Genomic DNA, 13230 nt, shown 5'->3' on the forward strand with positions numbered 1-13230 from the left:
TATTTTAAAGATAGGAAAAGCTTATGAAAATTAGACAGGCAAGTTTGGCAGATGTATCCGCCTTGCTTCCGCTTTATGAGGATTTGGGCTATCCAACGACACAGAAATTACTGAGCCAGCGTTTGGAAAATATTTTGTCAAATTCTACTTATGGCTGTTTAGTCGCCGAGGAGAAGGAGGAAATTCTTGGATTTTTAGGCTATGTGCAATTATGTTTCTTTGAAGATGAGGGAAGCTATTTTCGTATTCTTGCCTTGTCTGTCCGTCAGGAGAGCCGTCGAAAAGGCATTGGGACTGCCTTGCTGAATGAGTTGAAGAAAATCGCAGAGCAAAATAGAGTCAAAGCCCTGACTCTCAATAGCGGACTTGGGGTTGACAGGCAAGTTGCTTATCGCTTTTACGAAAAATTTGGCTTTGAAAAAGTCACGACTGGCTTTGGACTATATCTTGAAGAATAGGCGGTTTCCGTCTGTTCTTTTTCTTATCTGAATATGCTATAATACTACCATGAACGGAATTATCAACTTGAAAAAAGAGGCGGGGATGACCTCGCATGATGTGGTTTTTAAGCTACGCAAGATTTTGGGGACCAAAAAGATTGGGCACGGTGGTACGCTAGATCCTGATGTGGTCGGGGTTTTGCCCATTGCGGTCGGTAAGGCGACCCGCTTAATTGAATATATGCAAGAGGAAGGCAAGGTCTATGAGGGCGAAATTTGCCTTGGTTTTTCGACGACAACAGAAGATGCCAGTGGTGAGCTTGTTGAGAAAACACCTGTGAGTCAAGCTATCGAAGAAAGCGCAGTGGACGCTGCTTTGCAATCTTTCCTTGGTCAAATCACGCAAATTCCCCCCATGTACTCAGCGGTCAAGGTGGACGGGCGCAAGCTCTATGAATACGCTCGAGCAGGGCAGGAAGTGGAGCGTCCCGAGCGGCAGGTGACCATTTACTCTTTTGAGCGGACCAGTCCTCTTACCTATAGGGAGGATTGTCTTTTCTTCAGCTTTCGGGTCAAATGCAGCAAGGGGACTTACATTCGCACCTTGTCTGTTGATGTGGGCCAAAAGCTGGGCTATGCTAGCCACATGTCACACTTGACACGGACCAAGGCGGCTGGTATGGACTTGGCTAACTCCTTGACCCTCGCTCAAATTGCAGAGCAAATGGATAAGGAGGATCAATCTTTCCTACAACCCTTGGAGTTGGGAATTGGTGATTTGGAAAGGATTGACTTGTCAGAGCAGGACCTGCAGGAAGTTGGCTTTGGTCGTTTTATTCAATGGTCCTCAGCAGCTCCACTCTTAGCTGCTTTTTATCAGGAGCGCCTGGTTGCCATTTTAGAAAAAAGGGGTTCCGATTACAAGCCTAAAAAGGTCTTTCTCTGATATTTTATGATAAAATAGGTAGATGATGAAAACGATTAGAATAAAAAATGAATATGATATTGAACAGGTGGAGGATACGGTCTTGGTCTTGGGCTATTTTGACGGCCTTCATCAGGGGCATCGGGCCCTGTTTGCAGAAGCTAGAAAATTAGCCAAGGAGCAGGGCTTAAAGATTGCCCTATTGACCTTTCCTGAGTCGCCTAAGTTGGCCTTTGTTCGTTATAAGCCGGACTTGCTTTTGCACCTGTCCACGCCCGAGGAGCGGGCAGCACAGTTGGCTGATTTAGGGGTAGACTATTTCTATTTGATTGATTTTACCAGTCGTTTTGCCCGGCATACGGCCCAGGAGTTTTTTGATAAGTATGTGAAAAGACTAAAGGCTAGGGCCTTGGTGGCTGGTTTTGACTATCACTTTGGCTCAGACTGCAAGGGTGTTGAGGATTTGGCGACATATTTTTCTGGTCCCTTTGTAGTGGTTCCAGCTGTGACCGAGCAGGGTGAAAAGGTGAGCTCCACTCGGATTCGCCAGACCATTCTGGCAGGGCAGGTGGCTCAAGCGGCCAAGTTATTGGGTCATCCCTTATCCACCAGGGGCATGGTGGTCCATGGAGATGCGCGTGGGCGGACAATTGGTTTTCCTACGGCTAATCTTGCTCCCTTGGATCGGGTGATTTTACCGGCAGACGGGGTCTATGTGGTTGAAGTGGAGCATGATGGCAAACTTTATCGCGGTATGGCCAGCGTTGGAAAGAACATGACCTTTGAGGGGACCGAGTTACGCTTTGAAGCTAATATTTTTGATTTCTCTCAGGATATTTATGGAGATACCATCCAGGTCTTTTGGTTGGATAAGATTCGGGATATGGTAAAATTTGATAGTGTGGAGGCCCTGGTAGAACAACTAGAAGCAGATGAAAAGTTTGCAAGGCAGTGGAAAAATTAGGAAAGTAAGGGATTCTTCCCGGCTTTTCCTTTAAAGAATAATGAGAAATGTCAGAAAGTGCTAGTCAAGTCTCATAAAATTTAGTATAATAGAAATAGTTATTAACAATGAAGAAGAGAAAAGCATGATTACATTATTTTTATCACCGAGTTGTACCAGTTGCCGCAAGGCGCGGGCTTGGTTGTTAAACCATGATGTCCCCTTTAAAGAGCACAATATCATGACCAGTCCCTTGTCGGCGCCCGAGTTACAGCATATCTTGTCGCTGACTGAAAATGGGACCGATGATATTATTTCAACTCGTTCAAAAATCTTTCAAAAATTAGACTTGGATGTAGAAAGTTTATCTATCTCGGAGTTGATTCGACTCATTGAGGAAAATCCGAGCCTCTTGCGGCGGCCAGTTATTCTAGACGGCAAGAGAATGCAAATCGGTTTTAATGAAGATGAAATCCGTGCTTTTTTACCGCGCAGTTATCGCCAGCAAGAGCTGCGAAATGCAACCCTAAAAGCTGAAATTGAGTAAAGTATGAATAAAAATTATAGTTACCCACTAGATTTATCGTGGAGCACTGAAGAGCTTGCTTCAGTGCTTTCTTTTTTCAATCATGTTGAGGCGGCCTATGAGGATAAGCTAGCAGCCGAGAAATTGTTGGTCTCTTATGCGGCTTTTAAAGAGGTCGTGCCCAGTAAGGCAGAGGAAAAGCGCTTGGACCGTGAGTTTGAACGGGCTAGTGGCTACTCTCTTTATCGGGCTGTGCAAGCGGCCAAAAGTAAGGAGAAAGGAATGATTTCTCTTGGAAAATAGATTTGCCTTTGCTAGGGACTTGGTCTATCAGGCTGGCGCTTATCTTTTGGACCACCAGGACCATTGTTTCAAGGTGGAGACCAAGTCTGGTCCGACCGACTTGGTGACCCAACTAGACCAGGAAGTCCAGGACTTTTTGGTGGAGCGGATTTTGGCCCGCTATCCCCAGGATGGAATCTTGGCAGAAGAAAAGGGCTTGCGCCATCAGATTGACCAGGGCCCGGTCTGGATTATTGACCCGATTGATGGGACTACAAACTTTGTCACCCAAAGAAGGGACTATGCCATTATGCTGGCCTACTTTGAGGATGGTGTGGGACAATTCGGGATTATTTACGATGTCAGCCGTGGGGAAATCTACCATGGTGGTGGTAGATTTGACGTTTATTGTAATGAAAAAAAGCTGCCTCCTTTTCAAAACAAACCCTTGTCTGACTTTTTATTGGCGGCCAATGCAGGCATGCTGGAGAGCAATCACTGGGGAGTCGCTGACTTGGCCAAGGAAACCTTGGGTGTCAGGGTATATGGTAGTGCTGGAATTAGTTTTTCCAAGGTCTTATCAGGCCAGTTGCTGACCTATCTCTCCTATATCTGGCCTTGGGACTATGCGGCAGCAGCAGTTATGGGGGAAAAGTTGGGCTATTGTCTCCTAACCTTTGATGGAGAAAGGCCAGACTTCCAGACTCGTCAAGGAGTTATTATGCTGCCTAAGGAAAAAATAAGTGAATTTAAAAACTATATCAAAAAGGAGGACTAGATGCAGTTTCCAGAAGGATTTGAAGACAAGTACAAGCAACTTTTGGGAGCGGAGGCTAGTTCTTTTTTTGCTAGTTTTGACTTAGAAGCAGAATCAGCCTTTCGGGTCAATCCTCTCAAGGAAGTCCAGCAGACCTTTGAACATCCCATTCCCCAGACTAATTGGGGCTATTATGGTAAGGTGTCTGGTAGGTCGATTGAGCATGTGACAGGTCTGGTCTATTCCCAGGAGCCGGCAGCCCAAATGGTGGGTCAGCTAGCCCAGCCTAAAAAGGGCTCCAAGGTCTTGGATCTAGCAGCAGCTCCGGGAGGAAAATCAACCCATCTTCTATCGTATTTAGCTAATACAGGCCTCTTAGTTGCTAATGAAATCAGCAAAAAGCGCAGCAAGGTTTTAGTGGAAAATATAGAGCGCTTTGGGGCCAATAATGTCCTGGTGACCAATGAGTCGGCCCAAAGATTGGCTCAGGTTTTTAAGGGCTATTTCGACTTGATTGTTTTAGATGCCCCTTGTTCAGGTGAGGGGATGTTTCGCAAACAACCCGATGCTATGGACTATTGGGACCTGGACTATCCTAGTCAATGCGCCAAGCTTCAAAGAGAAATCTTAGAAGAGGCCGTCAAGATGTTGGCTGAGGGGGGAGAATTGGTTTATTCGACCTGCACCTGGGCACCGGAAGAAAACGAAGAAATTGTAAACTGGTTATTAGAAAATTATGAGCTAGAATTGTTGGATTTGCCCAAAATCAATGGTATGAGTCAAGGTCTAGGCCTGGCTCAGACGGGGCGAATGTACCCCCATCATTTCAAGGGAGAGGGGCAGTTCGTGGCCAAGTTCCGCTTTTTAGGTCATAATCCTTCTGGGAAGTTTAGGCCCGCTAAATCAAACCTCAATCCCGAGCAGTTGGCCTTATGGAAAGATTTTGCTAAGGGACACTTGAAGGTCGATTTAGAAGGGGTGCTAGAGACCTTTGGTCAGGAACTCTATCTATTGCAGCTAGGTCTGCCAGATGTCTCCAAGTTAAAGATAGCCCGTAACGGTCTACATTTAGGGACTTTTAAGAAGAAACGTTTTGAACCTAGCTTTGCTTTGGGGCTTAGCCTTAAACCCAGCCAGGTCAAGGAGAGTTTCTCGTTGACCGAAGAGGACTTTCAAAAGTATGTGGCCGGAGAAAGCCTGCCTTTAAAAAAGAAAACACCCAACGGTTGGTACCAAATTCTTGCCGGGGGCAATGGTCTAGGCTTTGCCAAAGTAGCCAATCAGACCCTGAAAAATTATTTTCCCAAGGGCCTGCGTTTTAAGTCATAAAACATCTTTTCAAAAGCCTTTATCTATGGTATAGTGGAAGATGTGAAAGCCTTCAAAAGGAAAGAAAATTGGAAATGAGACAAAAAGTGAAAAAAAGATATAAACGAAGCTTATTTGCCGTCTTTGCTCTATCGCTGCTGGGTCTGTCTGGCTGTGCAGCCTGGATTGATCGAGGGGAGTCTATCACTGCGGTTGGCTCAACCGCCTTGCAGCCCCTAGTCGAAGCGGCAGCAGATGATTTTTCCAGTGAAAACATGGGCAAGACTGTCAATGTCCAAGGAGGAGGCTCAGGGACTGGACTTTCCCAGGTCCAGTCGGGGGCAGTCCAAATCGGGAACAGCGACGTTTTTGCTGAAGAAAAAGAGGGTATTGCGGCCGACCAGCTGGTGGATCATCAGGTAGCCGTGGCTGGGCTAGCAGTCATTGTCAACAAGCAGGTCGATGTAAAAAATATCAGCCTCGAGCAGTTGCAAGGGATTTTTACAGGCAAGATTACCAACTGGAAGCAGCTGGGCGGCAAGGATTTGGAAATTTCCATTATCAACCGGGCAGCCAGTTCAGGTTCTCGAGCAACCTTTGATACGACGGTGATGAAGGGGGCTAGTCCCATTCAAAGCCAGGAGCAGGACTCTAATGGCATGGTCAAGTCTATCGTTGCTCAAACTCCAGGCGCCATTTCCTACCTAGCCTTTGCCTACGTTGATAAGTCGGTCAAGACGATTCAGTTGAATGGTTTTAAACCAACTGCTGAGAATGTTACGACTAATGATTGGCCCCTCTGGTCTTACGAGCACATGTACACCAAGGGAGAGCCGACCGAATTGACCAAGGACTTTCTGGACTATGTCCTCTCTGATCAGGTCCAAAAAGGGGTCATTAAAGGGATGGGCTATATTCCGATTAACGATATGAAGGTCAGCAAGGATGCTGACGGTAATGTAACTGTTAAGTAAGGGAGAAACATGAAAAATCAAGAACTAGCTAAGAAGCTTGTATCACCTTCAAAAAATTCTAGATTGGAAAAATTCGGTAAAACGATTACCCTATTAAGTCTCTGTTTGATTGTCTTTATCGTTTTCATGATTTTGATTTTTGTTATTTCTAAAGGAATTTCCACCGTCACTGTCAACAAGGTCAATGTCTTTAGCTTTCTCTTTGGTCAAAAGTGGAATCCATCAGCTAAAGCTTATGGTGCCTTACCCATGATTTTAGGCTCCTTTATCGTCACCATTTTATCGGCCTTGATTGCGACTCCCTTTGCCATTGGGGCAGCGGTCTTTATGACCGAGGTCTCTCCTAAGGGGGCAAAAATTCTCCAACCGGCCATTGAGCTGTTGGTAGGAATTCCTTCTGTTGTTTATGGTTTTATCGGTCTGCAGGTCATCGTTCCCTTTGTCCGCTCCATTTTTGGAGGAACTGGTTTTGGGATTTTATCAGGGATTTTCGTCCTCTTTGTCATGATTTTACCGACCGTTACCTTTATGACAACAGACGCCCTCAGAGCTGTTCCTAGGCACTATCGTGAGGCCTCTTATGCCATGGGTGCCACTCGCTGGCAGACCATTTGGCGGGTCGTTTTAAATGCAGCCAAATCTGGTATTTTCACGGCTGTAGTCTTTGGCATGGCACGGGCCTTTGGTGAGGCCTTGGCTATCCAAATGGTGGTCGGAAATTCAGCGGTCTTGCCGACTTCCTTGACAACACCAGCCTCCACCCTAACCTCTATTCTGACTATGGGAATTGGAAATACCGTTATGGGAACAGTGGATAATAATGTCCTCTGGTCCTTGGCTATGGTTCTGCTCTTAATGAGTCTGGCCTTTAATTCTGCCATTAAATTCATCACAAGAGAAGGTAAGAGAAATTATGAACGCTAAAAAAACGGATAAATTAGCTACGGGTGTTCTATATGCGATTGCAGGGATTATCGTCACCATTCTGGCAGCCTTAATCCTTTATATATTGGTAAGGGGCCTGCCCCATGTTTCCTGGAAGTTCTTGACTGGTAAGTCTTCTTCTTATCAGGCAGGAGGAGGGATTGGAATCCAGCTCTATAATTCCTTTTTCCTTCTGGTTATCACTCTAATCATTTCCATTCCCCTCTCTCTTGGAGCGGGAATCTACTTGGCTGAGTATGCTAAGAAAGGACCGGTGACTAGCTTTGTCCGCTCCTGTATCGAAATCTTGTCCTCCTTGCCTTCAGTAGTAGTGGGACTCTTTGGTTATCTGATTTTCGTTGTCCAGTTTCAATATGGTTTCTCGATTATTTCAGGGGCCCTGGCCTTGACAGTCTTTAATCTGCCCCAGATGACCCGAAACATTGAGGATAGCTTGCGGACGGTCCATCATACCCAACGTGAGGCGGGCTTGGCCCTGGGTCTATCTCGCTGGGAAACGGTCCAGCATGTGGTTGTACCTGAGGCCCTGCCTGGGATTATCACAGGGATTGTCCTAGCTTCTGGGCGGATTTTTGGTGAGGCGGCAGCCTTGATCTATACAGCTGGGCAATCAGCTCCAGCCCTTGACTGGTCCAACTGGAATATTTTCAGTGTCACCAGCCCCATTTCGATTTTCCGTCAGGCTGAGTCTCTGGCTGTCCACATTTGGAAGGTCAATAGTGAGGGGACTATCCCTGATGCCGTTGCGGTCTCTGCTGGTAGTGCCGCAGTGCTCTTAATCTTTATCCTCATCTTTAACCTATCAGCCCGGACTCTCGGAAATAAACTACATGCAAAATTAACATCTGCTAAAAAATAGGAGCCATCATGTCAAAATATAATTGGGATGAAAAGCATATCATCAGCATTCCCGAGGAAAAAGTTGCCCTATCAACCAAGAATCTCCATGTCTACTACGGTAGCAATGAATCGATTAAGGGCGTTGATATGCAGTTTGAAAAAAATAAAATTACGGCCTTGATTGGCCCTTCGGGCTCAGGCAAGTCCACCTATCTACGCAGTCTAAATCGGATGAATGATACGATTGATATTGCTAGGGTAACTGGCGAGATTTGGTATGAGGGAATCGATATCAATCGCCCAGAAATCAACGTTTACGAAATGCGCAAGCATATCGGCATGGTCTTTCAAAGACCCAACCCCTTTGCCAAGTCTATTTATAAGAACATTACCTTCGCCCATGAAAGAGCAGGTGTCAAAGACAAGGCTAAATTAGACGAGATTGTCGAGACCTCGCTCAAGCAGGCTGCCCTTTGGAACCAGGTCAAGGACGACTTGCATAAGTCAGCTCTGACTTTGTCAGGCGGGCAGCAACAGCGGCTCTGTATCGCGCGGGCTATCTCTGTCAAGCCAGACATCCTCCTTATGGATGAGCCGGCTTCGGCTTTGGATCCGATTGCGACCATGCAGCTGGAAGAAACCATGGCAGAGTTGAAGAAGGACTACACCATCATCATCGTGACCCACAGTATGGAACAGGCAGCCCGTTCGAGTGATTACACCGCCTTTTTCTACCTGGGGGATTTAATCGAGTACGATGCGACCAAGAAAATTTTCCAAAACGCACAATTACAATCTACCAGTGATTATGTATCGGGTCGTTTTGGTTAGGAAGGATAGAAGATGACAGAACCTATTTTACAGGTAAAAGACTTATCAGTTTATTACAATAATAAAAAAGCGCTCAATGAAGTGTCTATCGACTTCTATCCTAATGAAATTACGGCCTTGATTGGTCCTTCAGGATCGGGCAAGTCTACCCTAATTCGGGCAGTCAATCGAATGGGCGAGCTCAATCCAGAAGTCACCCTGACCGGGGCCATCAGCTATAATGGCCACAATATTTATAGCCCTAGGACAGATGTGGTTGACTTGCGTAAGGAAATCGGCATGGTCTTTCAACAGCCCAATCCCTTTCCTATGTCTATCTATGAAAATGTTGTCTATGGCTTACGTCTCAAGGGCATCAAGGATAAGAAGGTCTTAGACGAGGCAGTGGAGTATTCTCTTAAAGGAGCTTCCATTTGGGATGAGGTCAAGGATCGCTTGCACGACTCAGCCCTGGGTCTCTCTGGAGGGCAACAGCAGCGGGTCTGTATTGCCCGGGTCCTGGCAACTGACCCCAAGATTATCCTACTAGATGAGCCAACTTCGGCCTTGGACCCTATTTCTGCTGGCAAGATTGAAGAGACACTTTACGGCTTGAAGGAAAAATATACCATGGTCTTGGTAACTCGCTCCATGCAGCAAGCTTCGCGTTTATCTGACCGAACCGGTTTCTTTTTAGATGGCAATCTGGTTGAGTACAACCTGACCAAGACCATCTTCCTCAGTCCAGAAAGAGAAGAGACCATGGATTATATCACCGGAAAATTTGGTTAAGAGCCAAGACTTATTATCAGAAAGGGAAAGAATATGCTTAGATCACAATTTGAAGAGGAATTAGAGAAACTTCATAATCAATTCTATGCGATGGGAAATGAAGTCCTCTCGCAAATCAATCGGACCGTCCGGGCCTTTGTCTCACACGATCGGGAGTTGGCCAAGGAAGTCATCAATGATGATGCTGATGTAAATGAATACGAAATCAAACTTGAAAAGAAATCGCTAGAAATCATCGCCCTCCAACAGCCCGTTTCTCAGGACTTGCGGACAGTAATCACTGTTCTTAAGGCTAGTAGCGATTTGGAAAGAATGGGCGACCATGCTGTTTCAATCGCCCAGGCCGCTATCCGCATGAAGGGGGAATTGCGCATCAAGTCTGTCGAAGATGAGATTAGTAAGATGGGCCGGGAAGTAAAGAACTTTGTTGAAGAGGCCCTTAACCTTTATCTGTCAGGCAATACCGACCAAGCCTATGCTGTTGCAGCCCAGGACGAGCGAATCAACGAATACTTTGACCGCATTCGAGAACTAGCAACCGAGGAAATCAAAAACAATCCAGAAGCTATCGTGACTGGACGCGATTATTTCCAAGTCATCTCCTACCTAGAGCGGATTGGGGACTATGCTAAAAATATCTGTGAATGGGTTGTCTACTTTGAAACAGGAAAAATTATTGAATTATAAGCCCAGCTTAGCCCAACCATGATTTAAAATACAAATAGATAATACATGTCTCGCCTGATTTTCGGGCGGGGCCTATTTGTTTCTAAGAAGTCAGTTACAATCCAAGCTAGAAGTAGGCTAAGTCCGACCTGAAAGCAAGCCTTACTAATCCGTTTGTGTTAGCAAGGCTAACATATCCTGCTCATAAAAAGCCAGACGCCAAGTCAAGTCCGAGGATGGCGGCCTCCTTCTTTTAGTTTCTTTTTTATCTTCTTGGATTTTTATGTTAAAATAGAAAGGATAAAAGAACTATAATTAAAGGAGATAATCATGCAGGCAGTTGCACGTTTTATTGATACTTTTGTTCCAGAGCATTATGATATTTTTCTGGACTTAAATCGAAAAGAAAAAACTTTCTCAGGGCGGGTCAGTCTAAGTGGTCTGGCTAAGGATAGTAAGATTTCCCTCCATCAGAAGGATTTGACCATTCAGTCGGTTCAAGTGGCAGGTAAGGATTGTGACTTTCAAGTGGACGACCCAGCAGAAGCCCTCCATATCCAGCTAGCCAGCAGCGGTCCAGTGACCTTACTGGTCCAGTTCACGGGAAAGATTACGGATAATATGACCGGTATTTATCCCTCCTACTATACAGTAGATGGGCAAAAAAAGGAAGTCCTCTCCACCCAGTTTGAGAGCCACTTTGCCCGGGAGGCCTTTCCAAGTGTCGATGAGCCAGAAGCCAAGGCCACCTTTGATTTGTCTCTGAAATTCGACCAGGAAGAGGGAGATGTGGCCCTATCAAACATGCCTGAGATTGAGGTTGAAAATCGTAAAAAGACAGGGATTTGGAAGTTCGCTACCACACCACGCATGTCCTCTTACCTTCTGGCTTTTGCAGCAGGAGAATTGCAGGGCTTAACCAAGAAAACCAAAAATGGGACCCTGGTCGGAGTATATTCGACCAAGGCTCATCCTTTGGCTAATTCAGAGTTTGCCCTAGATATTGCTGTGCGAGTCATTGACTTTTACGAGGACTACTTTGGGGTCAAATACCCCATTCCTCAGGCCTTGCAAGTGGCCCTTCCAGACTTTTCATCAGGTGCCATGGAAAACTGGGGTCTGGTTACCTATCGTGAAATCTATCTCTTGGTCGACGAAAACTCAACAGTTGCCAACCGGCAAATTGTAGCCCTAGTTGTGGCCCATGAATTGGCCCACCAATGGTTCGGTAACCTGGTTACTATGAAATGGTGGGACGATCTCTGGCTCAATGAAAGTTTTGCTAACATGATGGAGTATGTGGCAGTTGATGCGATTGAGCCTGACTGGAAGATTTTTGAAGATTTCCAAACCACTGGAGCACCCCATGCCCTCAAACGTGATGCCACAGACGGCGTCCAATCCGTCCATGTCGAGGTTAAGCACCCAGACGAAATCAACACCCTCTTTGATGCGGCTATCGTCTATGCCAAGGGAAGCCGCCTGATGCATATGCTGCGCCGCTGGTTGGGCGATCAAGCCTTTGCTAAGGGGCTTCATGCCTATTTCCAAAAGCACCAGTATGGCAATACCGTTGGTTTAGACCTCTGGGAAGCCTTGAGCACTAGCTCCAATCGTGATGTGGCTGGCTTTATGGATGCCTGGTTGGAACAGCCTGGCTATCCTGTCCTGAATGTCAGCCTGGAAAATGATACTCTGAAGTTGAGTCAAAAACAATTCTTCATCGGGGAACATGAGGACAAGGGACGCATCTGGCCCATTCCGCTCAATAGCAACTGGACTGGCCTGCCTGATACCCTGACCAGTGAAAGTCTGGAAATTCCAAATTATAGCGCTCTCGCAGCCCAAAACAAGGGCGCCCTTCGCTTTAATACCGAAAATACAGCCCACTACATCACCAATTATCAAGGTCAGATTCTAGATGACCTCCTGGAAAACCTAGACCAGCTGGACAATACCAGCAAGCTCCAAGTAGTGCAAGAGCGCAGGCTCTTGGCTGAAAGTGGCCAAATCTCTTATGCAGAGCTTCTGCCTGTTCTCGGAAAACTAGCTAAGGAAGAGTCAAATATGGTAGTCAATGCCCTGGCCCAAACCCTGGCAGCTATCGAGCGCTTCTTAGATCCTGAAAGTCCAGCAGAAGCAGCCTTTAAAGACTTGACTATCCGTTTGAATCAGCATAACTTTGATCGACTAGGCTTTGAGAAGAAGGCTGGTGAAAGCGATGAGGACGAATTGGTCCGGCAAGTAGTTGTTGCTCAGATGATTCATGCGGATGACGAAAGAGCTTCTAAAAAGGCCAGCCAAATCTTTGACCACTACCAGAACCAGCTGGAGAAATTACCAGCAGCCATTCGTGGTCAGGTCCTGGCCAACCAAGTCAAGCATCATGAAAGCAAGGCTCTGACCGAACTTTACTTAGATACCTATGTTCAAACGACAGATGTGGCCTTTAAGATGCAGATTTTAGGTGCCCTCTCCCAAACCAAGGACAAGAGCACCCTGGAAGACCTCCTAGTCAAGTGGCAAGATAAGGAAATCGTAAAACCTCAAGACCTGGCTAGCTGGTATTTCAACTTCCTCCGCCAAGATTTCGCCCAGGACAGGGTTTGGAGCTGGAGTAAGGAAAATTGGAACTGGATTAAGGCAACCTTGGGTGGCGATATGAGCTTTGACCGCTTTGTTATCTATCCAGCCAATGTCTTTAAAACAGCTGAAAAATTAGCAGAATTTAAGGCCTTCTTTGAGCCTCAACTATCTGATTTGTCCATTAGCCGCAACATCAGCATGGGAATCAAGGAAATTGCTGCCCGGGTTGAGCTGATTGAGCGTGAAAAAGCCGCTGTCCAAGAAGCTATCCAGGCTACTATCTAAGAGAAAAAGAACTGGTTTGGCCAGTTCTTTTCTTTTAGCATCCTTTAAGAAAAAATTGAGCACTGTTTAAGAAAAGACGGATAAGATAGTATTATATTAAAGAAAGGATGTGATGAGGTGAGATTGAGAAATTCACCCTAGCTAGTAGAAT

14 protein-coding genes are annotated in these 13230 nt (G+C 46.0%); all 14 read left to right on the forward strand.

Annotated elements, in window-relative coordinates; translation table 11 throughout:
* Nucleotides 1-23 precede the first annotated feature (23 nt).
* The 14 genes from C4K46_RS03935 (at nucleotide 24) to C4K46_RS04000 (ending at nucleotide 13079) form a co-directional block, all read left to right on the forward strand.
* Entirely contained in the window at nucleotides 24-458 is a 435-nt protein-coding gene (locus C4K46_RS03935; RefSeq protein WP_209627576.1) for a GNAT family N-acetyltransferase, read from the forward strand.
* Between the two features lie 49 nt (nucleotides 459-507).
* Nucleotides 508-1386: a tRNA pseudouridine(55) synthase TruB gene (gene truB / locus C4K46_RS03940; protein WP_209627577.1), complete on the forward strand. Its 879-nt coding sequence runs from the start codon at nucleotides 508-510 to the stop codon at nucleotides 1384-1386.
* A gap of 25 nt (nucleotides 1387-1411) precedes the next feature.
* Nucleotides 1412-2329, forward strand: coding sequence for a bifunctional riboflavin kinase/FAD synthetase (locus C4K46_RS03945; RefSeq protein WP_209627789.1), 918 nt, complete (start codon nucleotides 1412-1414; stop codon nucleotides 2327-2329).
* A 124-nt stretch (nucleotides 2330-2453) separates the two neighbouring features.
* Complete coding sequence (locus C4K46_RS03950) at nucleotides 2454-2855, forward strand: Spx/MgsR family RNA polymerase-binding regulatory protein (RefSeq protein ID WP_209627578.1); 402 nt, start codon at nucleotides 2454-2456, stop codon at nucleotides 2853-2855.
* Between the two features lie 3 nt (nucleotides 2856-2858).
* A complete protein-coding gene (locus C4K46_RS03955) occupies nucleotides 2859-3137 on the forward strand; it encodes a UPF0223 family protein (protein ID WP_209627579.1) in 279 nt (92 codons plus the stop codon).
* The gene (locus tag C4K46_RS03960; RefSeq protein WP_209627580.1) at nucleotides 3127-3894 is read left to right on the forward strand and encodes an inositol monophosphatase family protein; all 768 of its coding nucleotides are present in this window, start codon (nucleotides 3127-3129) and stop codon (nucleotides 3892-3894) included. Before C4K46_RS03955 ends, C4K46_RS03960 begins: the two co-directional genes overlap by 11 nt.
* Nucleotides 3895-5202, forward strand: coding sequence for an RsmF rRNA methyltransferase first C-terminal domain-containing protein (locus tag C4K46_RS03965; RefSeq protein WP_209627581.1), 1308 nt, complete (start codon nucleotides 3895-3897; stop codon nucleotides 5200-5202).
* Between the two features lie 86 nt (nucleotides 5203-5288).
* A complete protein-coding gene (locus tag C4K46_RS03970; protein WP_338059774.1) occupies nucleotides 5289-6155 on the forward strand; it encodes a phosphate ABC transporter substrate-binding protein PstS in 867 nt (288 codons plus the stop codon).
* A 9-nt stretch (nucleotides 6156-6164) separates the two neighbouring features.
* Nucleotides 6165-7079 carry a phosphate ABC transporter permease subunit PstC gene (gene pstC / locus C4K46_RS03975; protein WP_209627583.1) on the forward strand — a complete coding sequence of 305 codons (915 nt, stop codon included), beginning with the start codon at nucleotides 6165-6167 and terminating at the stop codon, nucleotides 7077-7079.
* Nucleotides 7069-7959, forward strand: coding sequence for a phosphate ABC transporter permease PstA (pstA, locus tag C4K46_RS03980; protein ID WP_209627584.1), 891 nt, complete (start codon nucleotides 7069-7071; stop codon nucleotides 7957-7959). The genes pstC and pstA overlap by 11 nt, the downstream gene beginning before the upstream one ends.
* Nucleotides 7960-7967: 8 nt before the next feature.
* Nucleotides 7968-8771, forward strand: coding sequence for a phosphate ABC transporter ATP-binding protein PstB (gene pstB, locus C4K46_RS03985; RefSeq protein WP_209627585.1), 804 nt, complete (start codon nucleotides 7968-7970; stop codon nucleotides 8769-8771).
* Between the two features lie 12 nt (nucleotides 8772-8783).
* Nucleotides 8784-9542, forward strand: a complete 759-nt coding sequence (pstB, locus tag C4K46_RS03990; RefSeq protein ID WP_209627586.1) for a phosphate ABC transporter ATP-binding protein PstB — start codon at nucleotides 8784-8786, stop codon at nucleotides 9540-9542.
* 33 nt (nucleotides 9543-9575) lie between these two features.
* Nucleotides 9576-10229, forward strand: coding sequence for a phosphate signaling complex protein PhoU (gene phoU, locus C4K46_RS03995; RefSeq protein ID WP_209627587.1), 654 nt, complete (start codon nucleotides 9576-9578; stop codon nucleotides 10227-10229).
* A gap of 309 nt (nucleotides 10230-10538) precedes the next feature.
* The gene (locus C4K46_RS04000; protein WP_209627588.1) at nucleotides 10539-13079 is read left to right on the forward strand and encodes a M1 family metallopeptidase; all 2541 of its coding nucleotides are present in this window, start codon (nucleotides 10539-10541) and stop codon (nucleotides 13077-13079) included.
* The last annotated feature ends 151 nt before the right edge of the window (nucleotides 13080-13230 follow it).

The organism is Streptococcus oricebi, from assembly GCF_017883985.1.
Taxonomy (GTDB): Bacteria; Bacillota; Bacilli; order Lactobacillales; family Streptococcaceae; genus Streptococcus; species Streptococcus oricebi.